Raw genomic sequence first — 22,103 nt, forward strand, 5'->3', positions numbered from 1 at the left:
ACAATGCGCGGTGGACGAATGTTGAGGGTGGGCATGACACGAGTAGCGGTGGCAACAGCATTCGGTGGACCCGAGGTCGTGGAGATCGTCGACGAGGCACTGGCCAAGCCTGCGGCCGGTCAAGTGCTCGTCGAGGTCAAGGCCATCGGGGTCAACCCGTTCGACTACAAGCTCTACAGCGGAGCTTTCGGGTCCGACGAGAGCACGCTTCCCCTCCACCTCGGAAGCGAAGCCAGCGGCATCGTCCGTGCCGTCGGCGCCGCGGCAGAAGGCCCGGGCGGACCCGTCTCCGTCGGCGACGAGGTCATCGTGTCCGGCGCGACGAGTGCGTACGCCGAGACGGTGCTGGTGCCAGCCGATGCGGTGCTTCCCAAACCTGCCTCGCTCGGCTGGGAAGCCGCCGCAGGCCTACTTGTCGTCGCAGGCACGTCCTACGACACACTCGAGGTGACCGGTGTCGGCAACGGTGACACGGTCCTGGTCCACGGCGCAGCAGGAGGGGTCGGCTCCATCGTCGTCCAGCAGGCGACAGCGCGAGGCGCCCGCGTCATCGGCACCGCACGCGCCGTCAATCACGACGCTCTGCGTGCGTGGGGGGCCGAACCCGTCGAGTACGGCGACGGTCTGCTGGACCGAGTGAAGGCGCTCGCCCCGAACGGTGTCGATGCGGCAATCGACACCGTCGGGACCGACGAGGCTGTCGACGTGTCGTTGGCCTTGGTGCCCGACCGTGCGCGCATCGTCACCATCGCCGCTTTCGAGCGCGCCGCCGAGGAGGGCTTTGCATCCGTCGGTGGCGGAAACCAGGAGAGTGCGAAGCGACGGAAGGCCGCTCGCCTGGATCTGGTGAATTCCGCCGGCGCGGGTGACTTCACCGTTACCGTTGCGAAGACGTTTCCACTCGCGGACGCCGCGCAGGCACACCGAGAGCTTGCGGGCGGCCACCCGCGCGGGAAATTCGTGTTGATCCCGTGAGCGGCGTCGCAGTCGCAAAACGATTCGCGGGACGCGGTAGACCGTAGTGCTCGCGCAATGTGGTCCCGGTGTACTCGCTGCGGAACAGCCCACGGGCCCGCAGAATGGGCACTACTTCGTCGACGAAGATCTCCAGTCCCGACGGCAATGCCGGCGGCATGATGTTGAAGCCGTCGGCTGCACCGCCGAGGAACCATTCTTCGATGGCGTCGGCGACTTGCTCGGGCGTGCCGGTGAACGTGTGGTGTCCACGCCCGCCGCCGAGTCTGCCGATGAGTTCGCGCACGGTGAGCGACTCCCGTCGCGCAAGCTCGACGATCAGCGTGTAGCGACTCTTGGCTTCCTCGATGTCGTCTTCCGCCAACAGGTTCTCCGGTAGCTGCTCGTCGAGCGACAGCACCGACGGATCCACCTTCAACGTTTTCGCGAGCTGCAGCAGTGCGTATTGCGGAACGATGAGGCGGTCCAGTTCGGCGTCGAGCGCGCGAGCCTCGGCCTCGGTGGAACCGATCACCGGAACGATACCGGGCAGAATCTTGATGTGGTCCGGGTCCCGGCCGACGGCGATGGTGCGCGCTTTGAGGTCCGAGTAGAACGCCCTCGCGTCCTCGATGGTCTGCTGCGCGGTGAACACCGCTTCGGCGTACTTCGACGCGAGGACCTTGCCGTCGTCGGACGAACCCGCCTGAACCAGAAGCGGATATCCCTGTACCGGACGCGGAACGTTCAACGGGCCGCGCACGGTGAAGTAGTCACCTCGATGGTCGACGGTGCGAACCCGGTCGTTGTCACCCCACACTCCGGCATCCTTGTCCGCGAGGACGGCGTCGTCGTCCCAACTGTCCCAGAGTTTCTGGGCGACGTCGACGAACTCGGCCGCTCGGGCATACCGATCGCCGTGCGCAGGTAACGCGTCGAGATTGAAGTTCTGGGCCGCATCGAGCCCCGCTGTGGTGACGATGTTCCATCCCGCGCGGCCACCGGAGATGTGATCGAGCGACGCGAACGCTCGGGCCAGGTTGTACGGCTCGTTGTAGCTCGTCGTCGCTGTGGCTACGAGGCCGATTCGCTCGGTGACCGTCGACACCGCGGTCAGGATCTGAAGAGGTTCGAGATATCCCGACGGCCGACGACCGACGTCGGCGACGAGCTGGGGGCTGTCGGCGAAGAAGATCGAATCGAACTTCCCCCGTTCCGCGATCTGCGCGAGCCGCTGGTAATGCTTGATGTCGACACCGGCGAGCGGGTCGGACTGAGGTAGACGCCAGGACGACTCGTGATGCCCGGTCGTCATCAGAAAAGCGTTGAAGTGCAATTGCCTTGTCATGCCGTCACTTTCTCGAAAGCGCCGAGCGCGGTCAGCAGATCTTCACGCTGAGCGGCGAACTTCGGATCACTGTGTGTACGGGGCGTGTCGAGTTCGACTGTCCGATCGGAGACGATGCGACCGTCCTGAAGGACGAGTACACGATCTGCGAGCAGAAGAGCCTCGTCGACGTCGTGGGTGATGAACAGAACTGCAGGCGTGTGCTTGGCGCACAACTCGCGCAACAGAGCGTGCATGCGGATTCGAGTGAGTGCATCGAGGGCACCGAACGGCTCGTCCGCCAACAGGAGTTCGGGCTCACGCACCAACGAACGCGCCAGTGCAACGCGCTGCTGCTCGCCACCGGAAAGCTCCTTGGGCCAGGCCTTCTCGCGGCCGGCCAACCCGACTTCGGCCAACGCTGCCTGACCTCGCTCCGCTGCATCGCGGCCGGGAAGACCGAGGATCACGTTGTCCAGCACTCGGGACCACGGAAGCAGGCGTGAATCCTGGAACACCACGGACCGATTCGCCGGCACCTGGAGTTCACCCGAACCGAGCACGTCGTAGTCCAACTCCGCCAACGCCCGGAGCAGCGTGCTCTTGCCGGACCCACTGCGTCCCAGCAGCGCCACGAACTCACCGCGTGCGATATCGAGATCGATGGCATCGAGCACCACCCGATCACCGAACCCCCGGCTCAACGACCTCGCACTCACCACCCGACCGGCCTGATCCCCGCCCGTTCCTACCCGCCCAGTGTCTGGCGCCATGACAATGCTCTCCTTTCCACTCGCCTGACCAGGAAGTCGCCCACGAGTCCGAAGATGGCGTAGACGACCAGGCCGACGACGATGATGTCGATCTGTCCGTACGTTCGCGCCTGGGTCATCAGGTAGCCGATACCGCTGGTGGCGTTGACTTGCTCGACGACGACGAGGGCGAGCCATGAAATGGTCACGGCCATGCGAAGTCCGGTGAAGAAACCAGGCAACGCGCCCGGGAGGGCGATTCGCCGGACGAACTGCCACCTGGACAGACCGACCGTCTCGGCGAGTTCGACGTAACGATTGTCGACACTGCGCAACTGTGCATGGGTGTTGATGTAGACGGGGATCAGCACGCTGGTGGTGATGACGATGATCTTCATCGACTCGCCGATGCCGAACCACACGATGAACAGCGGAATGAGCGCAAGTGTCGGGATCGCTCGTTTGATCTGGACCGGGCCGTCGATGATCGATTCTCCGAGCCTCGACAGACCCGACACGAGTGCGAGTACGACACCGATCGCCACACCGAGAACGAGCGAGATCACTGCCCTCTGCAGCGAAGTGATCAGGTTGCTCTGGAGTCGGCCGTCGTCGATCAGGTCTCGCGCGGCCTCGACGATGGTCAGCGGTGCGGGCAAGGTCTGAGGATCGAGTATCCCTGCCGCCGAGGAGGCTATCCAGGCCACGACCAGGATGAGTGGACCGATCGCGAGACCGTACGGAATGGCCTTACCAGGACCCAGCCTGCGACGCGCGATCTTCCGGGGTCGCAGAACCGTCGACGACGCCGTGTTGTTCGATGTGCCCGTGTTGTTCGATGTGCCCGTGTTCTTCGAGGTACTGGTGGTCCTGGATTTTCTCTTGTCTCCTACCGGGGTTGCGATAGCCATCAGCTCTCACTCCTGGTGAACGATCCGCCGACTTCCAGGGCGGTACGGGCGCCGACGTCGCCGAACCGGAGGTCGAATCCGTCCGAGGCCTGAACGGACTCGGGTAGCTCGCCGGCGTCGTCGATGACGTCGATGGTCGACTGCTGCTGCTCCACGAGAGTGTCCAGCTTGGGAAATGCGTACGCGCCGAGCGAGTCGACGATGCGCTGACCGTCCTCGGGTGTCAAACCCTGGCCCTCGACGTAGTACTTCTGCAGCCACTCGTCGGGATGCTCGTTGGCCCACTGGACGGCACGCGTGAAACCGGCGATGTACGCCTGCAGCGCAGCGGCTTTGGCGGGATCCTGAATGGCCTCACGACGGGCGTAGAGGTAGGACAGGCCCGTGGACGTGCCGCCGGACTCCGACGTGTCGATCAGCGTGGTCCCCGGATTGTTCAGAAAACGAGTCAGGTTCGGCTCGTTCAATGGAGCGACGTCCACCTGGCCGGTCCTGATGGCGTCGGGAAACTCCGAGAGTTGCAGACGGACCAGCTCGACGTCGTCGGTGCTCAGTCCGGCCTTGGCGAGTGCGCGCAACACGATGGCCTGCTGCGCTGTGCCCTCGGCGTAGGCGATCTTCTTGTCCTTCAGATCGGCCAGGGTCGTGATGTCTCGATCCGCAGCCACAGCCAACCGGGTGTTGTTCGGCTCGGATTGAGTGGCGTGGATGATCGGGACGTCCTGGCCTGCGATGAGCGCCTGAATCGGTGGGGTGTCACCCACTCTCGCAGTATCGGCTGCGCCTGCCCGGAACGCTTCGAGAATGGCCGGGCCACCGACGAAGTTCGCGAACTCGTAGTCGAACGGCAGCTTGTCCAGCTCACCCGAGGCGCGGAGGACGGATTGCTGGAACTCGGACTGGTCGGCGATCACGAGCGTGGTGCCGGCCGGGATCTCGGTCGGAAGTGCTGCGTCGGACGCGAGTGCGTTCTCGGGAGTGTCGCTGCTCGCGCAGCCGGCGGCCATTCCGACCGCGAGAACAAACGAGGTGAGGGCGACCGCTGCCCTGCGGGTCGATCTTCGGCCTGTCAGGAATGTGCGCATCCGCTCAGCCAACATGCACCGTGAAGCCCTGACAACAGTTTACGTTTCCGTGAATATAAGTATGGATCAGCGTGATTCGTCGGCGTTCGACGCGAGAAGTTCCACGGCGAGCGCATCGTTGTGGCGAAAGAATCCGGCGTTGGTCCGAGGTCGCGGGAAGGCAGAGGACCAGGTGTGACCCGCGACCCAAGGACCGACCGCGAATCGAGCGGGGTGAACGCTGTCGTCGGAGTGCAGGATTCGGGACCGTCCGTCGACGGAGATCTTGGCGGCACTGCGTTCGTTGGCGCGCACCTCCACCATCTGTCCACGTTCGTGCAGGGAGCGAAGCAGTGCGTCCCCGCTGGATCGGATGGACGCGACGGGAAGTCTGGCGTCGACGAGCGTTCGCGCGGTGACGGTGTCGTCGTGTGACGCGCTCCGAGCCGTGAACACGCCGGCGTTGGTATCGGCACTGAACGTGGTGTCGGGGCCGAGGAACCGAACGATCCCGCTCGACGCGAGCGCGCGCAGCTGTTCGAGACGTTGTGGAGGAGGGCCGCTGGCGATGAAACTGAAGAACGAGTGCAGCCACCCTTCGATGTCCTGCGCTACCGACTCGGCAGGAATTCGACCGCGTCTCAGCAATTCTCCCGTGGTCATGTACACCGACAGCAGCGCGTTGAACACCGCTGCGTCGCTACTGTAGTGATGATCGGCGCGTCGGGCCAGGTCCGATTCGATGTATCCGATGATGCGCGCGGTGGCGTCGTCGACGCTGTCGTACGTCTCACCGGTGAGAGGGCGATCGATCAGAGCGAGATCGATACGGTCGTCGTCTTTGGGTACGAACCGCTCGACCAGGGCTGCCGACTCCTTGGAACCCCAGGCGACAGCGTCGAACTCGATCTCGAAATCCTGCCACGTGCCGGTGGTGCGGTCGGCGTGCGAGGCGAACAGCTCGTGATAGTGAGCGCCGGCAAGCTCTTTCGCTGCGGTCGGCCACACGTCGCGCCGGAAGTCGAGAAACCCGTCCCCGGGGAAGCCGTCGGCGGTGAAGTACTTCGGGAGCGGTGGCCGGGCGGCGGCGATGTCGTAGCCGATCTTCGAGTGGTACGGCACGCCGCGGCGCGAGCCTGCATAGATTGTCGGCTCACGGCCCGACGGCCGGTAGGTCAAAGTTCCGTCCGGTAGCCGCGAGAACGTTCCACCGCGGCTTTCGGCGAGCAACACCATCCAGTCGACGAACGCGAGCCCCAGGCCTGCCACCAGGATGGGTTCCGACTCCGGGACGACGTCCGGATCCAGGTCGGCCGTGTATCCGGGCCCGACGTACGTCAGTCCGTGGGTATCGGCGAACGTGTGCAGATACTTCTCGGCGGACGACGGCAGGGCGTCCGGATGGCCCTGGGACAACAGCACGACATCGACCCCGACCACCGAACCGTCGTCGAGAATCAGGCGCTGCCCGGGCTCGTCGTCGACGATGTCGACGACGGTGTTGCGATGCACCGTGACATCCACAGGAGCGTCCGTCACGGCTCGCGCGAAGACCCACTCCAGGTAGCGGCTCTGCAGTGTCCGCGAAGCGAACGACCTGGGTGTGAAATCGGCAAGCTCGGCGGTGAGCGCCGGGTCGTCGCGGAGGGATTCGAGGTTGCTCTCGACCCATTCGGCGAGAGTCGGGCCGGTCGAGACCGGCCCGGCGACCACGGTGGTGTCGTCGGTGAACATGGTGACGTCGGCGGCGACCGAGTTCATCCACAGCAGCGGCGGTTGCGAGCCTCGCCAGATGCGGCCGGCGCCGGCCGGAAAAGGATCGAAGACGTCGACGGTGACGCGGCGCCCCGGCGTCGCGTCGAGATGGGCGAGCAGTCGCTCGAGGACACCGGTACCGCGCGGTCCCGCACCGACGATCGCAATACGGTGCGCGGGGGTGGTGCTCATAGTTCTGGTGCCTCCGTCGACCCTGGTAGTACCGCCTGATTGTTGCGGGAGTCGCATTGAAGAGTCAACGCAGAATCACGCTGATTCTATTTCTGTTCAGGGCCGTCGAAGCTCCTTAAACTTGCGTGTTGCTCTGCCGCGTGTGCTGTGTCCACGGCGGCTTTCCTGTTCGTTCTCGTTCGTTGGTGAGGTGCAGATGTCCATGGTGTTTACCCGATGAGCAGACGTCGAACACTCAAGACGGTCACCGGGGTCAGCGGCGGCCTCGACGTGTACGACGCCGCGGTCGACCCGACGCGGTCCACCCTCGCGTCGTCGATCGAGATCGCGAAGATCGCCGAGAACAACAAGATCGACGCGTTGTTCGCCGCGGACCTGTTGAGTTTCGGTGCACAGGGGGCGATCGGGGCCCAGGAGCCACTGATCTACCTTGCGGCGCTGGCGGGTGTGACCACGGACATCGGGTTGATCGCGACCGTGACCACGACGTTCCATCACCCGTACAACCTGGCGCGACTGTTCGGGACGCTGGATCACGTCAGCAACGGACGGGCCGCCTGGAACGCGGTGACGTCCTCGCTGGGGGAGGAGAACTACGGAGATCAGGACCTGCCGAGTCCCGAAGAACGGTACGCACGTGCCACCGAGTCGCTCGAAGTGGTGAACGCACTCTTCGACAGCTGGAAGCCGGGCGCGCTGGTGCCGGGTTCCGACGGCGCGGTGTTGGATGCGTCGTTGGTGCGACCCATCGAGTATCGCGGCACGTACTACACCGTCCAAGGGCCGCTGAACATTCCGTCGCTTCCTCAGGGCAGGCCCGTTCAATTTCAGGCCGGACAGTCTGCCGGAGGAATCGAACTCGGAGCGCGTTTCGCCGAAGTCGTCTTCACGTCGCTGGCGACCCTCGAGGATGCCATCACTTACACCAAGACCATCCGAGCCCGCGCTGCCGAGTTGGGGCGCGGTGACGAACTTCCGTTGATCTTCAGTTCGTTCCACGCAACGTACGGTGCGACGGAAGCCGAGGCCCGACAGCGGGTCGAGGAGTCGATCGGCACTCTGGACTTCGTCGCCGGACGCGCACGGTTGGAGGACATGCTCGGAGGCGGAATCGACCTGTCGGAGCTGTCGTTGGACAAGCCGATCCCGGTGGAGTTGCTGCCCGACCCGAAGACAGTCAACCGCCGTCGTGGACGAGTGGAGATATTCGGCAAGCTCGCCGCGGAGGGAAAGACGCTGCGCGAGTTGATCATCGCCTCGAAGGACACCGGACATTGGGCCGAGTCCGGGACACCCGAGCAGCTGGCCGACGTGATCGCGCAACGGTACGACGCCGGGGTCCTCGACGTGATCAGTCTTGGCGGTCTCGGTGATCCACGCACACGCGATTTCGTCGAGAACGGATTGCTGCCGGAGCTTCGACGCCGCGGGATCGTCGGAAATGACTATCTCGGCGGCACATTCAGGGAGAATCTCGAACTCCCTCCTCTCGCGCGCTTTTAGGAGCAAGCTCGAGACGGTCGGCTCGGATCCCGCGCAGGGTGTCACCGCGTTGGGTAAGAATCATCGTGATTCGAAGGGTCCCGCAGGGGCGTCCATCGGTCTAGGTTGCAGTGATGACCTGGCTGAGGCGCTTGTTCGACCTGCGATGGTTCGACAGTCACACCGCGTGCGGAGTCGGCTGTGCGCAGGCTGCAGTCGACTTGTCGGTTCACGGCTGAATTGCGACCAGCTGATCGGCGGCTCTCGTTCCTCGGTGTGCTCGGTTCCAGCGCCGGAGCTTCCAGATTACGTGTTGTTGTGCACGACGAAGTCGCTCGCCGATTTCGGATCGACTTCGTCGAGGTAACGACGGCAGGCCGCGTGGTAACGCAGGTCGAACGCTTGTCCCGCCGCGTCGGCGCCGCCGAACGATTCTGCGTCGCGAGTAATGCCGCGGGCACGGGCGGTGTCGAAATCGGTGTCCACGAACACAGTGCTGTCCCAATGCAAGTTCGGCCCCGGTCGCTGTAGAAAAGTGCCGTCGACGACGAGTACTGCCTGTGACGGGGCCTTCGACCTGGGCGCCTCCAACGGTGTATCCGTCGCAAGGTCTATGACTGCTTCCCGGTAGTACCCCGAACCATTCGGCCCGAGCGGCATCAGTACGTGCTCGATCAACGCATCGAAGTCGTAGGCGTCCAGGTAATACCCGTCTGGGGAGAGTCGTCCGCGTCGATGCCTGTGGACTCGAGGGTGGTGAAAACCGTCCATGGACAACGCGATCACAGGACGACCTCGATCGCGAAGAGCAGAGACGAGTGCGGCCGCAGTAGTGGTCTTTCCCGATGCAGTGATCCCGTCGACGGCCACTCTCACCGTGTGGCCGGGATTCTGGCCGGACACGTGATCGACAACGCTGCTGAGATCGTTTCTCATGTTCTCCCCGCATTCATGTCTCGTCCTAGAGTCGGCAGTAGAAATCCAGTTTCCGGCGGTCCAGTTCGATGCCGTAGCCGTCCAGAACTTCGCTGGTGAACCGATGGCCGTAGTTCCACTCCGTACTCATGATGGTGGGTACCCATCTTGTCGGCCTCGACAGCAAGGTCGATCTGCACGTCCAGTCGACACCATTTCACGAACACCTGTCCGGCACGGAAGGTCAGTCCACCTAACTCGTTCAGCCAGACCGGCTCTATCTCGGAGCTGCCCGCGTGGCGCCGCACCACAGGCGGAATCGACACCGAGGAATCCGGACGGGTCACCCTGCCATTCCACCACAGTGCTGCAGTCCGCACAGGTTTGTTTCTCGACGACTGTGCTGCGCCTGTCAGAACGGTGCGGGGTCATCGGTGTCCTCTGCGTAGGACGGCGGGGCGGTGGTGTTGTCGGGATCGGATTCGGGTTTGTCGGTGCGGTGGTGGGGTTGTCGTCGTTTCTTCGGTATGTGGGGTAGGAGTGAGCTCGGGGCCAGGTCGGTTCGGCCGGTGGTGTTTCCGGGGAGGGTGACTGCGGTGGTGCCGGAAGTCGACTTCCAGTATTCGGCGGCTCCGGCGAGCATGGTGGGTGTCCAGGCGCCCATGGTTTTGAGGGAGTGGTGGTACCTGCAGAGGCAGTGGAGGTTGGTGAGGATGGTCCAGCCGCCGCGGGTGGGGTTGTGGTGGTCGAAGGCGATGATGTGGTCGATCTCGCAGCCGGCTGCGGGGACGTCGCATCCGGGGTGGCGGCAGGTGCGGTCGCGGTGTCGGACGAGGTCTGCGAGCGCGGTGCCGGGTCGGTAGGTCAGTGCGCCGGGTGGTGGGGTGGTGAGTCCGCCGTGGCCGTCGGGGTAGAGCGGGACGGCGAGTGCGGGGTTGGTTTTGATGGCGGCTTCGAGTGCATCGATGAGTTGATAGGTGCCGCTGTAGTTTTCGTTGCACTGTCGAGGTGTTGGGGTCGGCGGTGTGGATGGAGTGGGGAGTGCGAGTCCGCTGCGACGTCGACCGCGGCCGAGTGGGTTGAAACTGATGTGCGTCGGTCGTGGTTGTGCCGGGGCAGTGGTGATGCCTGTGCGGTCGGCGAGGTTTGTGGCGTCGGTGAGGATGATGTTGAAGTGACTGTTGGCTGCCAGTTCTCGGGCGTATTCAGGGTCGATGATGCCGTGGCCTGCGAGGTAGGCGGGGAGGTCGCGGAGTCCGAGGAGGGTGTCGACGTCGATGGTGATGCTGGTCAGTGGGGTGCGGCGGTCGGGGAGTTGGGGGTTGGCGGTGCAGGGTTTGTCGTCGTCGGGTGTGCAGGTGCAGGTGAGGTGGGTGTCGCGGTGGATGAGTGTGACGAATGCTGCGGCGAGGCGTTGACTCCGGGTGCGTGGGTCGCGGGGGCAGAGGGTGGCGGCCATTTCGGTGATCAGTTGCCAGCAGGCGGCGGCTTGGGCTGCGGGGAGGTTGGCTTCGAGTGTGGCGATGAGGTCTTTGTCGCGGTAGCGCAGTGAGGTGAGTTTGTCGGTGACGTCTTTGCGGTTGGCTGCGGCTTCGTCGGGTGCGGTTCGAGTGATGATGGCGTTGATTTCAGTGGCGAGGGGGCCCGGGGAGAGGTGTCGGGCTGCGGTGAGGGTTTCGGTTTCGATGCGGTGGGCGGCGTCTGCGGTGAGGCCGGCGGTGGTGCGGTAGATGGCGCGGATGCGTGCGACGTCGATGTCGCCGTCGGCGAATGCGGCGGCGATGGCGGGTAGGCGCAGGCGTAGGTCCATGCCGATCTCGGCGAGGGTGTCGGCGACGGTTTTGGAGCAGCCGAGGGTCGCGGCTGTTTCGGAGGCGGCGTAGTTTCCGGCGTCGGTGATGAAGTCGCCGATCTGGACGGTCTGGTTTATGCAGGAGTCCCAGATCTGCGCGGCAAGTGCGATTTTGCGGGCGCAGGCTTGGTTTTCCTCACGTGCTGCGTCGGCAAGTTGGGTCAGCAGGGTGGGGTCGATGGTGGGTTGTGGTTGTGGTCCTGCGCATCGGGCGAATGTGCTGCGTGGTGCGGTGCGTGGCATACGGTGAACCCCCCGGCTCATGGGAACGTATGTTCGAATATACCGTGACACCCAACCGCGTGCAAGGGTTGTAATGCTGCGGGGCAATCGATTTCGTAGGTGGGGCTGCTACCACATGCCACCGACACAGCGGTGCTCAGCGCACCATCCGGATGGTGACGTAACCGTCGATCCCAAGGAGGTCCTGGGCTGCACCGTCGGGCTCGAAGCCGTTGCGTCGATAGAACTTCATGGCACGTCGGTTCGTCTGGGCGACCCAGAGTTCGGTCGGTTCGTCGGTCAATACAGCATCGAGCAGTAGCTGCCCGACGCCGGTGCCGTGGAACGCTTCCAGAACGTAGAGTGCAAACAGCTTGCGTCGGCCGTCTTCGAGGCCGCAGTGTGCAATCCCGATGATGCCGGAATCCTCCACTGCAACTGCAACATCCTGGCCCTCTTCCTTCGGTTCGAGTACTGTCCGCCAGTGCTGAGTTCGCCGTGTGATCGAACCCTCGTCGAGGTAGGTGTCGGGAACCGACCCTCCGTATGTAGTGCGCCAGGCCTCAGTGTGCATCCGAGCGATCGCCTCGGATTCGTCTCGACCCGGTCTTCGCACTACAGGAGTCATGAAGTCACTGTAGATCGACGGTTCGAGCAAGTAATACAGCGATGGTCATCGGATCCAACGAATTCGCCGAAATCCAGGGTGATTTCAACCCTTGACGTAATACGCGTCGATGGGTTGCATGGGCGGATGTCGAACGCGCTGTTGCCGAGGTGTTGTGGGTCGATCTGACCTGCACCCGAACATTATTCACTCGACTCATGGAGCACACGCAGTGAAAACAATCATTCTTATCGGCATCGTGGGGCTTGCGGCCCAACTCGTCGACGGCGCTCTCGGTATGGCGTACGGCGTCACGACGACGACGCTTCTGCTCGCCATCGGCACCAATCCCGCGGCCGCATCGGCCACCGTGCACTTGGCGGAGATCGGAACCACGTTCATCTCCGGTCTGTCGCACTGGAAGTTCGGTAACGTCGACTGGACGGTCGTTCGGCGGATCGCCCTGCCCGGTGCAGTGGGTGCATTCGTCGGAGCGACGGTTCTGTCCAACCTGTCCACCGAAGCCGCAGCACCCGTCATGGCGTTGATCCTTCTGGGCCTGGGGTTGTACATCCTGATCAGGTTCACCGTCCAGGGGATTCCTCGGGGAAATCTCGGAAAGCCGCTGCGCAAGCGGTTCCTGGCGCCCCTCGGGTTGCTCGCGGGCTTCGTCGACGCCACCGGCGGAGGCGGGTGGGGGCCGGTGGGAACCCCGGCCATTCTCGCCAGCGGACGGCTCGAGCCTCGGAAGGTCATCGGTTCGATCGACACGAGCGAGTTCGTGATCGCGCTCGCCGCGAGCCTGGGCTTCCTGTTCAGCCTCGGCTCGCAGGGAATCAACATCGGCTGGGTCTTGGCGATCCTTGCCGGTGGCGTTGTCGCGGCTCCTCTCGCGGCGTGGCTGGTCCGTCACGTTCCGCCTCGTTTGTTGGGGGCTTCGGTGGGCGGCATCATCGTGCTCACCAACACGCGGAGCCTGTTCCGGAGTGGTTGGTTCGAGCTCAGCGGCGCAGTCCAGGCCACTGCGTACGTCACCATCGTCGTGGCCTGGGTGGGGTGCTTCGCATTCTCACTGAAGGCGTACCTGCAGGACCGCGAGAACGAATCGGCGGACAAGATCTCGGAGGAGGCGAAGACCAATGCGCAGGAGGAAGTTGCTGTCTGAGCTCGCGTTGTCCACCAGATCGGCCCTGATCGGGTTCGGATCGACCATGTTCGCGGGGCTCACCACGTACGGCGAGTACCACCTCGGCTCGCGCTGACACACCGGAATTACGAACGTGCCCGATTCGAACCATTGACGAGGTTCTGCGCTGGTGGTGGACTTCGAGGATGCCATTCTTCGACGGGGCGCGGGGACCGACCTACTACAGGCACTGGGCCGCGGAGGTGCCGCGCGCGAACGTAGTGTTCCTCCACGGCTACGGAGAACATTCCGGTCTCTATCACCGGTTCGCGGATTCTCTCAGCGCCGACGGTATCGACGTGTGGGCGTTGGATCTGATCGGCCACGGGCTGTCGTCGGGGGACCGCGGGGACTTCGGGTCGCTGCGTGATCTGCAATCGGACGCGGGCACTCTCACCTCGCTCGCCAGGGTGAGTGTGCCCGACGTGCCTGCCGTCGTGATCGGGCACTCGCTCGGTTCGGTTGTCGCGACGCTGTCGGTCCTGGACGAGCCGGATCGCTACGTCGCCGCTGTGATCTCCGGTGCGACGCTGGCTCCCATCCCGTGGTTGGACCCAGACAACGCTCGATTCGATCTCGATCCGAGTGAACTGTCGGCCGACCCGTTCTACCTCGACGCGTTGATCAACGACCCCCTCGCATTCGTCAGTGCAGATTCGGGTCGGCTGTTGGGCACCGAGCTGCAGAGGGCGTGGGACAGGTTCGACCTCGACCTGGCATCGGTGCGGGTGCCGACGCTCGCAGTGCACGGCGACGCCGACACGGTGTCGCCGATCGACAACGTCCGGACCTGGGCGGGACGAGCTCGTGAACTCGAACTCCGCGAGATCGCGGGCGCCAGGCACGACGTGTTGAACGAGACCGGGCATCGTCGAACCGCTGCCATCGTCGCCGATTTCGTTCTCGAACGTGCCGGTGCCGCATCACTTGTCGTCCACGAGGAGGAACCGTCATGGCGAGGCTGATGATCACCGACGCGTGACGGGCCGCCCTCGCCGACCGTGCCCACCGTCCACGTGCTGATGTATCTGCAGGCCCAGAACATCGACCTGGATTTCTACGACACTCACTTCGCCCCGGGGGCGTACCTGCGCACCCACGCCGAGCATGCCCGGCGCGGGTGGTGAGGACGCTGCACCTCACTCCAGTTTGAACCCGACCTTGATCGTCACCTGGAAGTGAGCGATCGATCCATTTTCGATGTGACCGCGGGTTTCGAGGACCTCGAACCAGTCGAGGTTGTGGAGGGTGGTGTTCGCGCGCGCGATCGCCTTTCGGATGGCGTCGTCCGTGCTCTCGGTGGAGGTTCCGACGATCTCGGTGACACGGTAGATGTTGTCGCTCATGGGTTCTTTCGCTCCTCTGTGGTCTGGTGAACTTTCCGACTGCTGATACTTCTCCTGCGATGCCGACTTCGAAACAGAATTGGGAAATAGTGTGCTGTCGGCGCTGGTCGAGGCCGTGCGAGGAAGAATCACCGTGATTCGAAGGGCGGTTTCTCGTTCGACGGCGGACCACACTCGGGCATCGGCATGAAGTGAACAGCGTCCGGACCTCGGTCGACGAGGCCGAGTTCTCCGAAACTGCAGGGTCTTTCATTCGAGTGCTTGGGTCCAGGCAGAGTGCTGGTCGATCACACGGCACGCTCGTTCGCACGATCCTCGTGAATGCTTCTGATTGCACACCGACCGCTTCGTCACGGCCGGATCGGATGTACCCTGCCGAGCCGATTTGTGTGCAACCAGGAACACCGTCGCCCCAGAACACATCGTCAAGCACGTGGATCGGCCGCTGACAGCCGTGTTCACGCACTGCGTAGTGATGTGGGTTCGGTCACCACGCGCACGCCTGGTTCCGGGTCGAATCGGTATCCGGTACCGCGCACCGTGGTCACGAGCCGACCGAACGATCCGAGCTTGGTACGCACTCTCGAAAGATGAACGTCCACACTGCGGCCCAGCCCGCTGCCTGTCAGTTCGTCGCGTCCGACGACGACCCGAGGGTTGCGCACCAGACGTGAAAAGATCTCGAACTCGGTGTGACTCAACGGCACACTCTTGCCGCCGAGCACGACGTCTCGTGCAGGTAGATCGATCACCAGCGGTGAATTGCGGTCGTTGAACCGAACGTCGAACCTCGTCAGGATCCGTGCGCCCGGAGCGAATGTCTCGGTGGTCCGACGCAGTGCATCCGCAAGCGCGTGCAGCTGCGCCCTGGACAGGCCCTCCAGGGAGGGCGTACCCGTGTCGGAGATGTGCAGCACCACGGTGTCTTCGACAGTCATTCTCTCCCCGGCATGTTGGGTAAGACGGGTAAGTCCCGACGTCGGTCCATGGAAACTTCTCGATGCGCACTTGGGAAGATATTCGCTCGAGGTGATCGAAATCGAGAGGATCTGTGTGATCGAAACCGTTGACGTGCAACGGCCGGCGGTGATGGACTTTTCGGCGTGAACGTCGAGAACGACCTGGTGGCAGTGGCCCTCCGGATCGAGGAGGTCCCGTGGGACCACACCGATGCCGAAGCCTTGCGCGCGGCGATGGCCGCGGAGGTCGGGCCGCGGTACGCCGATAGGACCGCGGACCTGGCCCGCACGCAGGCGAATGCCGTCGACCCGGACACCGTGCACCGCACCATCGTCGTCTACGCGGGAGACACACCCGTCGGGCACGCGGCCGTCCGATGGAACGCCGGCGACCTGGAACTCAAGCGCATGTACGTCCATCCGGATCACCGCGGAACCGGAGTGTCCGCGGCCTTGCTCACCGCATCGGAGCACGCGGCCCGCGAGCTCGGACTGCCGCGCCTGATCCTGCAGACCGGCGACCGCCAGCCCGACGCCGTGCGCCTGTACGAGAAGAGCGGCTACACGCGCATCCCGATCTTCCCGCCTTACGAGGCCATGCCGTTCTCGAACACCTTCGAGAAAGTCTTCACCGGCTGAGCCTGAATCCGATGTGACTGCTGGAGGTGTCCTCGGTGACGCCCGATCGCGCCGAGGTTCGGTATCGCCGGCAATAACTGGCGTGGCACAGGTGCGACCCACCGCGGATGACGGCCCGGGTGTCGCGGCGGGCGGCGTCGAACGTTCCGGTGGTCCATTCCCAGACGTTGCCGGTGGTGTTGTAGAGGCCGTAGCCGTTCGGCTCGAACGATGTCGCGGGTGCGGTGAACACCGTGTCGACGTGCTCGCCGGGGAACTCACCGCGCCACGTGTTCATCCGGTCGAGCGATTCGTCCGCCCCCCAGGGGAACGGTTGCTGTTCCAACCCGCCGCGCGCCGCGTACTCCCACTGCTCCTCGCTGGGCAACGACGCCCCGACCCACGCGCAGTACGCGTCGGCGTCGCGCCGGGACACGTGGGTGACGGGGTGATCGGCCATGGGGCTGATCGACGACGCCGGGCCCGACGGCCGCCGCCACGACGCCCCGGAGACGACGCGGAACCACGGCGTCGCGGTGACCGCGGGCGACGAGTCCTCGGCGGGGAGCGATCCGGCGAAGACGAGGGAATCACCGAACTGCTCGGCGTCGGTGACGTATCCGGTCGCGGACACGAACGCGTCGAACTCGGCGACGGTGACCGTCGTCGGCGCGATCGAGAACGACGCGACCTGAACGCGGCGGACCGGACCCTCCAGATCGGCCGGATACGCCAGGGGATCCTCCGACCCCATCAGAAACGTTCCACCGGGCACGTCGACCAGGGTGCCCGGGTCCGCGCCGTGCCCGGGAAGGTCCCGACGCCTACTCGATTCGTTGCGATCGGGCGCACAGCATCCACCGCTCATGCTCACCATGCTGCCACCTGTGCCCCTGAGTGAGGGCCGGACATGTGCTAGGCAATAGGAATGACGAAAGAGAACGTCCTGCTGATCCACTGGCACGATCTGGGGCGGCATCTCGGCGCGTACGGGCACCGTTCGGTATCGAGCCCGCGAGTCGACGCGCTTGCCGCAGAAGGCTTTCTCTTCACTCACGCGCACGCGACGGCGCCGCTGTGCTCACCGTCGCGAGGATCGCTCTTCACCGGCCGTTATCCGCACAGCAACGGACTGGTCGGATTGGCCCACCATGGGTGGGAGTATCGCCCGGGGGTGCAGACGTTGCCCTCGCTGCTCGCCGAATGCGGTTGGCAGACCGCCCTGTTCGGCATGCAACACGAGTCCTCGTTTCCGTCCCGGCTGGGCTTCGATTCCTACGACGTCTCCAACTCGTACTGCGAATACGTCGTGGAGAAGGCCGACGCCTGGTTGCGCGAGGATCGCACCGAGCCGTTCTTCCTGACCGCAGGATTCTTCGAGACACACCGTCCGTACCCCGCCGAGCGGTACACCCCGGACGACGCCGATGCCGTGGAGCTTCCCGACTACCTGCCCGACACCCCGGAGGTCCGCGAGGACCTCGCCGAATTCCACGGATCGATCACCGTCGCCGACGCCGCGGTGGGGGAGTTGCTGGACACGCTCGCGGAGACCGGTCTCGACCGTTCGACGTGGGTCGTGTTCATGACCGATCACGGTCCGGCGTTTCCCCGAGCGAAGTCGACCCTGTACGAGGCGGGGACGGGGATTGCGTTGATCGTCAGGCCGCCGACCGATCGCGGCCTGGCGCCCCGGGTCTACGACGACCTCTTCAGCGGCGTCGACCTGGTGCCCACCCTGCTCGACCTCTTGGGTGCACCCGTGCCCGACGAGGTGGAAGGGCTCTCGCACGCAGACAATCTCGCCTCGGGCCGCGCGCCGGTGCGCGACGAGGTGTTCACCTCGAAGACGTACCACGACTCCTTCGATCCCATCCGCGCCGTGCGGACGAAGGATTTCAGCTATATCGAGAACTACGCCGAACGTCCCGAACTCGATCTGCCGTGGGACATCGAGGAGAGCCCGTCGGGCCAGGCCGTGGCCGAATCGGTGCGTTCACCGCGTGCACGCAACGAGCTCTACGATCTGCGGAGCGACCCGGGGGAGACAGTGAATCTGCACGAGGACACTGAGTACCGTGCCATCGCCGAGGACCTGGCTCTGAGGTTGCACACGTGGCGTGAAACCACGCGAGACGTGATTCCGTCGGACTTCGTCGGGTCGCGCATTTCCGACCGCTACACCCACGACTACCTCGTCACCAAAGGCCTGAAACTACCGTCGCGATCTCCGCTGTCGTCCGAGCGCGGAATAGCGGAGGGCACGCAGGACGGTACCGCTGCACACTGAGTTCGGTTTGGCAATGATTTGACGCAACAGGATCGAAAATCCTGTTGTGCAAAGTGTTTCGCGTGTGTCTAGTATTCCCGGCATGAGCGATCAGCCGCGTTCGTACCTCGTCCTCGCGTCACAGCGAAGCGGAAGCACCCTGCTCGTCGAATCGCTTCGTGCAACCGGACAGGCGGGCGAGCCACAGGAGTTCTTCCAGTACCTCCCGAGCACGTCGCTGGCGCCTCAGCCGCGTGAGTGGTTCGCCGGCGTCGACGACGAGAACATCCTTCGATTGCTCGCGCCGTGGAAGCCCGGAACACCGTCGATGGAGACGCCGCAGGAGTGGCGCGCCCGAATTCTCGACGCCGGGCGCACCCCGAACGGAGTGTGGGGCGGCAAGCTCATGTGGAACCAGACGCCGCTGCTCACCGCATGGGCCGACGGAGTGGCAGGCCGGCAGGCCGACGATCCGGACGCCGGCGACCTGAAGACCGCCATCGAGGACGTACTGGGCCCGGACGTTCTTCTGGTGCATGTCGCACGGAAAGACACTGTGGCGCAGGCGGTGTCGATGTGGCGTGCCGTGCAGACCCAGGTGTGGCGTGGCCGTGCCGACCCGGAGGTGGACGCTCGCGCCGAGTACAACGCCGACGGCATCGCTCATCTCCACGCCATTCTGGAGGATCAGGAGCGGCAGTGGGCGCGATGGTTCGGCGAGGCCGGTGTCGAACCCCTCGACATCGACTACCACGAGCTGGCATCGGACACGACCGGACAGGTCGCCAGGGTGCTCGTCGCCTTGGGGCTCGATCCGGAGTTGGCGCCGCCGCCCGCCCTGCAGCGGCAGGGCAACGACAGGTCGAACGACTGGATCGAGCGTTACCGCGCAGAAAGGATTTCAGTATGACGACCACCGACGAGGTGACCCCCGACGTCACTCACGTGGACGAGCTCCGCGTTCTCGAAGCCGAGGCCGTGCACATCATCCGCGAGGTGGTGGCCGAACTCGAACGTCCTGTTCTCCTCTTCTCCGCGGGCAAGGACTCGATCGTTCTCCTTCGTTTGGCGGAGAAAGCGTTTCGTCCGTCACCGCTTCCGTTCCCGGTGATGCACGTGGACACCGGGCACAACTTCCCCGAGGTCATCGAGTTCCGTGATCGCAGGCTCGAAACGGCGGGACACAGACTGATCGTCGCCTCCGTGCAGGAATCCATCGACTCCGGGCGTGCGAGCGAGATCGGTGGCCCCAACGGCTCGCGGAACCGACTGCAGACCAGAACGCTGCTCGACGCCCTCGAGGCGGGCCGGTTCGATGCTGCCTTCGGCGGTGCGCGACGCGACGAGGAACGGGCACGTGCCAAAGAGCGCGTACTGAGTTTCCGAGATGCATTCGGGCAGTGGGATCCTCGTGCGCAGCGGCCCGAGCCGTGGTCGCTGTACAACGGCCGAATCAGACGCGGCGAGCAGGTGCGCGTGTTCCCGCTCAGCAACTGGACCGAACTCGACATCTGGCGGTACATCGAACTCGAAGGCCTCGAGCTCCCGTCGATCTACTTCGCGCACGAGCGCGAGGTGTTCGTCCGAGACGGAATTCTGCTCGCCACCTCGGAATTCACATCTCCGGCCGAGACCGAACAGGCCGCGACGGAATGGGTTCGATACCGCACCGTCGGTGATCTCACCATCACCGGCGCCGTCCGTAGCCATGCAACCGACATCGCCGGAGTGATCGGGGAGATCTCGGCCGCGACGGTATCCGAACGGGGAGAGACGCGCGCCGACGACCGGACTTCGGTGGCCGCGATGGAAGATCGCAAGCGCGAGGGGTACTTCTGATGACACGGCAACTACTGCGACTGGCAACCGCGGGCTCGGTCGACGACGGCAAGAGCACGCTCATCGGACGGCTCATGTTCGACACCGACAGCCTGCCCCTCGATCACCTCGAAGCAGTGACGCGCGACGACGGTGTCCCCGACCTCGCGGCCCTGTCCGACGGATTGCGCGCCGAACAGGAACAAGGCATCACCATCGACGTCGCCTACCGGTTCTTCTCCACCGAGAACCGCAGCTACATCCTCGCCGACACACCGGGTCACGAGCGGTACACCCGCAACATGTTCACCGGCGCATCGACCGCTCACGTCGCCGTTCTCCTCGTCGACGCCCGGGCAGGCGTGCTGCGGCAGACCAGACGGCACGCACGGATCTCGTCGCTGCTCGGCGTCCGGCACCTGGTCGCCGCCGTCAACAAGATCGATCTGATCGACTATGCGGAAGACAAGTTCCGCGACGTCGAAGCCGAGCTGCACACGCTCGCCGGCCGTCTCGGCGCCACCGATCTGACGGTGATCCCACTCGCGGCCAAGGACGGCGACAACGTCGTCCACCGATCGACCAACACCCCGTGGTACACCGGCCCCACCTTGCTCCAGTACCTCGAATCCGTCGAACTCGTCGCTCCTGCAACACGTCCGGAGGAACTGCGCCTTCCCATCCAATGGGCGTCGCGACCCACGGCGAACGAGCGGCGACGCTACACCGGTCGCCTGTCCGCCGGAACGCTGCAGGTCGGTGACGCCGTGGTGGCTCTCCCGTCCGGAGCGCGCAGTACCGTCACCGCGCTCGACACACTCGACGACAACCGCTCCACCGCGGTGGCACCGCTCTCGGTGTCCATCTCCCTCGCCGACGACATCGACATCGGTCGCGGCGACGTCGTCGTCAGCGGCGCCGAGGCCGCACACGTTCCGGTCCTCGCCCGCGAGATCGAGGCAACCGTCTGCTGGTTCGGCGACACCCCGCTGCGCGCCGGTGATCGCGTCGCGCTCAAGCACACGGCGTCGACCGTGCGTGCGACCGTGCAGGCACTGCACTCCCGGCTCGATCCCGAAACTCTCGACGAGCAGGATAAACCGGTCGAACTGACGCTCAACGACATCGGCACCGTGACACTGCGAACGTCCTCGGTGATCCTCGCCGACCCGTACACGGACAACCGCGACGCCGGTGCCTTCATCCTCATCGACGAGACGTCGAACGACACCGTCGGCGCAGGCACGATCTCCGAGGCCCGCGAGGTCAAACCCGGCGAACAGACCCGCAACGACATCAAATGGCACCCGTCGGCTCTCGACCGCGCCCACCGATGGTCGTCCACCGGTCAACACGGAGCGACGGTGTGGTTCACCGGGTTGCCGGCGTCGGGCAAATCGACCGTCGCCGTCGCACTGGAGCGCGCGCTCGTCGAATCGGGCCGCGCTGCATATCTTCTCGACGGCGACAACGTCCGGCACGGACTGTCCGACGACCTCGGATTCACCCCAGGCGACCGAGCCGAGAACATCCGACGCGTCGGGCATCTGACGAGGCTGCTCGCCGACGCAGGCGTCGTGGCCATCGCATCCCTCGTCTCGCCTCTCGAATCCGATCGGGCCGTCGCGCGCGCCCTCAACGACGCTGCAGGTCTCACCTTCGTCGAGGTCGCCGTCAGCACGCCGCTGGAAGAATGCGAGCGCCGCGACCCCAAGGGTCTGTACAAGCGTGCCCGCGCCGGCGAGCTCGAGGGACTCACCGGGATCGACGCACCCTACGAGCCGCCGTCGTCGCCCGACCTGACCATCGACACCACCGGCGCCGACATCGACGACCTCGTGACCCAGGTCCTGGCCGTGCTGGACCGGGGATGA

The 22,103-nt window shown here is 64.7% G+C and carries 21 protein-coding genes; 10 read left to right on the forward strand and 11 right to left on the reverse strand.

Annotated features, from left to right (window positions below; all coding sequences use genetic code 11):
* Window positions 1-33: 33 nt before the first annotated feature.
* Window positions 34-975: an NADP-dependent oxidoreductase gene (locus ACFULT_RS12325; RefSeq protein ID WP_378481588.1), complete on the forward strand. Its 942-nt coding sequence runs from the start codon at window positions 34-36 to the stop codon at window positions 973-975.
* Here ACFULT_RS12325 and ACFULT_RS12330 read toward each other — a convergent pair.
* The 5 genes from ACFULT_RS12330 to ACFULT_RS12350 form a co-directional block, all read right to left on the reverse strand.
* Window positions 878-2,302, reverse strand: coding sequence for an LLM class flavin-dependent oxidoreductase (locus ACFULT_RS12330; RefSeq protein ID WP_378481589.1), 1,425 nt, complete (start codon window positions 2,300-2,302; stop codon window positions 878-880). The genes ACFULT_RS12325 and ACFULT_RS12330 overlap by 98 nt on opposite strands.
* Window positions 2,299-3,054 carry an ABC transporter ATP-binding protein gene (locus tag ACFULT_RS12335; RefSeq protein ID WP_230621063.1) on the reverse strand — a complete coding sequence of 252 codons (756 nt, stop codon included), beginning with the start codon at window positions 3,052-3,054 and terminating at the stop codon, window positions 2,299-2,301. Before ACFULT_RS12335 ends, ACFULT_RS12330 begins: the two co-directional genes overlap by 4 nt.
* The gene (locus tag ACFULT_RS12340) at window positions 3,030-3,944 is read right to left on the reverse strand and encodes an ABC transporter permease (RefSeq protein WP_378481590.1); all 915 of its coding nucleotides are present in this window, start codon (window positions 3,942-3,944) and stop codon (window positions 3,030-3,032) included. The genes ACFULT_RS12335 and ACFULT_RS12340 overlap by 25 nt, the downstream gene beginning before the upstream one ends.
* Window positions 3,944-4,951, reverse strand: a complete 1,008-nt coding sequence (locus ACFULT_RS12345) for an ABC transporter substrate-binding protein (RefSeq protein ID WP_378481685.1) — start codon at window positions 4,949-4,951, stop codon at window positions 3,944-3,946. Before ACFULT_RS12345 ends, ACFULT_RS12340 begins: the two co-directional genes overlap by 1 nt.
* A 144-nt stretch (window positions 4,952-5,095) precedes the next feature.
* Window positions 5,096-6,955 (reverse strand): FAD/NAD(P)-binding protein, encoded by a 1,860-nt coding sequence (locus ACFULT_RS12350; RefSeq protein ID WP_378481591.1) that lies wholly within the window; start codon window positions 6,953-6,955, stop codon window positions 5,096-5,098.
* Window positions 6,956-7,171: 216 nt separating this feature from the next.
* On the opposite strand from ACFULT_RS12350, the gene ACFULT_RS12355 reads away from it, so the two are divergent.
* The gene (locus ACFULT_RS12355) at window positions 7,172-8,458 is read left to right on the forward strand and encodes an NtaA/DmoA family FMN-dependent monooxygenase (protein ID WP_378481592.1); all 1,287 of its coding nucleotides are present in this window, start codon (window positions 7,172-7,174) and stop codon (window positions 8,456-8,458) included.
* A gap of 285 nt (window positions 8,459-8,743) precedes the next feature.
* Here ACFULT_RS12355 and ACFULT_RS12360 read toward each other — a convergent pair whose 3' ends face one another.
* The 3 genes from ACFULT_RS12360 to ACFULT_RS12370 form a co-directional block, all read right to left on the reverse strand.
* Window positions 8,744-9,373 (reverse strand): hypothetical protein, encoded by a 630-nt coding sequence (locus ACFULT_RS12360; protein WP_094720665.1) that lies wholly within the window; start codon window positions 9,371-9,373, stop codon window positions 8,744-8,746.
* A 391-nt stretch (window positions 9,374-9,764) separates the two neighbouring features.
* Window positions 9,765-11,447 (reverse strand): DUF222 domain-containing protein, encoded by a 1,683-nt coding sequence (locus ACFULT_RS12365; RefSeq protein WP_378481593.1) that lies wholly within the window; start codon window positions 11,445-11,447, stop codon window positions 9,765-9,767.
* 136 nt (window positions 11,448-11,583) lie between these two features.
* Window positions 11,584-12,054, reverse strand: a complete 471-nt coding sequence (locus ACFULT_RS12370; RefSeq protein WP_037107609.1) for a GNAT family N-acetyltransferase — start codon at window positions 12,052-12,054, stop codon at window positions 11,584-11,586.
* 211 nt (window positions 12,055-12,265) lie between these two features.
* Between ACFULT_RS12370 and ACFULT_RS12375 the strand changes: the two genes are divergently transcribed.
* The 3 genes from ACFULT_RS12375 to ACFULT_RS12385 all read left to right on the forward strand — a co-directional run bounded on the left by ACFULT_RS12375 (window position 12,266) and on the right by ACFULT_RS12385 (window position 14,346).
* Entirely contained in the window at window positions 12,266-13,198 is a 933-nt protein-coding gene (locus tag ACFULT_RS12375; RefSeq protein WP_378481594.1) for a sulfite exporter TauE/SafE family protein, read from the forward strand.
* 167 nt (window positions 13,199-13,365) lie between these two features.
* Entirely contained in the window at window positions 13,366-14,184 is an 819-nt protein-coding gene (locus tag ACFULT_RS12380) for an alpha/beta fold hydrolase (RefSeq protein ID WP_378481595.1), read from the forward strand.
* A 36-nt stretch (window positions 14,185-14,220) separates the two neighbouring features.
* Window positions 14,221-14,346, forward strand: a complete 126-nt coding sequence (locus ACFULT_RS12385; RefSeq protein ID WP_255122867.1) for a hypothetical protein — start codon at window positions 14,221-14,223, stop codon at window positions 14,344-14,346.
* Between the two features lie 12 nt (window positions 14,347-14,358).
* Here the strand turns inward: ACFULT_RS12385 and ACFULT_RS12390 are convergent, their stop codons facing one another.
* Together ACFULT_RS12390 and ACFULT_RS12395 are read right to left on the reverse strand one after the other, a co-directional pair.
* A complete protein-coding gene (locus tag ACFULT_RS12390) occupies window positions 14,359-14,565 on the reverse strand; it encodes a dodecin (protein WP_037107647.1) in 207 nt (68 codons plus the stop codon).
* A 458-nt stretch (window positions 14,566-15,023) separates the two neighbouring features.
* On the reverse strand, window positions 15,024-15,503 hold the full coding sequence (locus ACFULT_RS12395) for a winged helix-turn-helix domain-containing protein (protein WP_037107599.1): 480 nt from the start codon (window positions 15,501-15,503) through the stop codon (window positions 15,024-15,026).
* A 165-nt stretch (window positions 15,504-15,668) separates the two neighbouring features.
* On the opposite strand from ACFULT_RS12395, the gene ACFULT_RS12400 reads away from it, so the two are divergent.
* Window positions 15,669-16,163, forward strand: coding sequence for a GNAT family N-acetyltransferase (locus tag ACFULT_RS12400; protein WP_378481596.1), 495 nt, complete (start codon window positions 15,669-15,671; stop codon window positions 16,161-16,163).
* Here ACFULT_RS12400 and ACFULT_RS12405 read toward each other — a convergent pair.
* Entirely contained in the window at window positions 16,153-17,019 is an 867-nt protein-coding gene (locus ACFULT_RS12405) for a formylglycine-generating enzyme family protein (RefSeq protein WP_378481597.1), read from the reverse strand. The two genes, ACFULT_RS12400 and ACFULT_RS12405, sit on opposite strands and share 11 nt — an antisense overlap.
* A 51-nt stretch (window positions 17,020-17,070) precedes the next feature.
* On the opposite strand from ACFULT_RS12405, the gene ACFULT_RS12410 reads away from it, so the two are divergent.
* The 4 genes from ACFULT_RS12410 to cysC all read left to right on the forward strand — a co-directional run bounded on the left by ACFULT_RS12410 (window position 17,071) and on the right by cysC (window position 22,103).
* Window positions 17,071-18,432, forward strand: a complete 1,362-nt coding sequence (locus tag ACFULT_RS12410) for a sulfatase (protein WP_037107591.1) — start codon at window positions 17,071-17,073, stop codon at window positions 18,430-18,432.
* Window positions 18,433-18,514: 82 nt separating this feature from the next.
* A complete protein-coding gene (locus ACFULT_RS12415; protein ID WP_378481598.1) occupies window positions 18,515-19,321 on the forward strand; it encodes a Stf0 family sulfotransferase in 807 nt (268 codons plus the stop codon).
* Complete coding sequence (cysD, locus tag ACFULT_RS12420; RefSeq protein ID WP_378481599.1) at window positions 19,318-20,250, forward strand: sulfate adenylyltransferase subunit CysD; 933 nt, start codon at window positions 19,318-19,320, stop codon at window positions 20,248-20,250. Before ACFULT_RS12415 ends, cysD begins: the two co-directional genes overlap by 4 nt.
* The gene (gene cysC / locus ACFULT_RS12425) at window positions 20,250-22,103 is read left to right on the forward strand and encodes an adenylyl-sulfate kinase (RefSeq protein WP_378481600.1); all 1,854 of its coding nucleotides are present in this window, start codon (window positions 20,250-20,252) and stop codon (window positions 22,101-22,103) included. Before cysD ends, cysC begins: the two co-directional genes overlap by 1 nt.

It is taken from the genome of Rhodococcus sp. NPDC057297, from assembly GCF_042667435.1.
Taxonomy (GTDB): domain Bacteria; phylum Actinomycetota; class Actinomycetes; order Mycobacteriales; family Mycobacteriaceae; genus Rhodococcoides.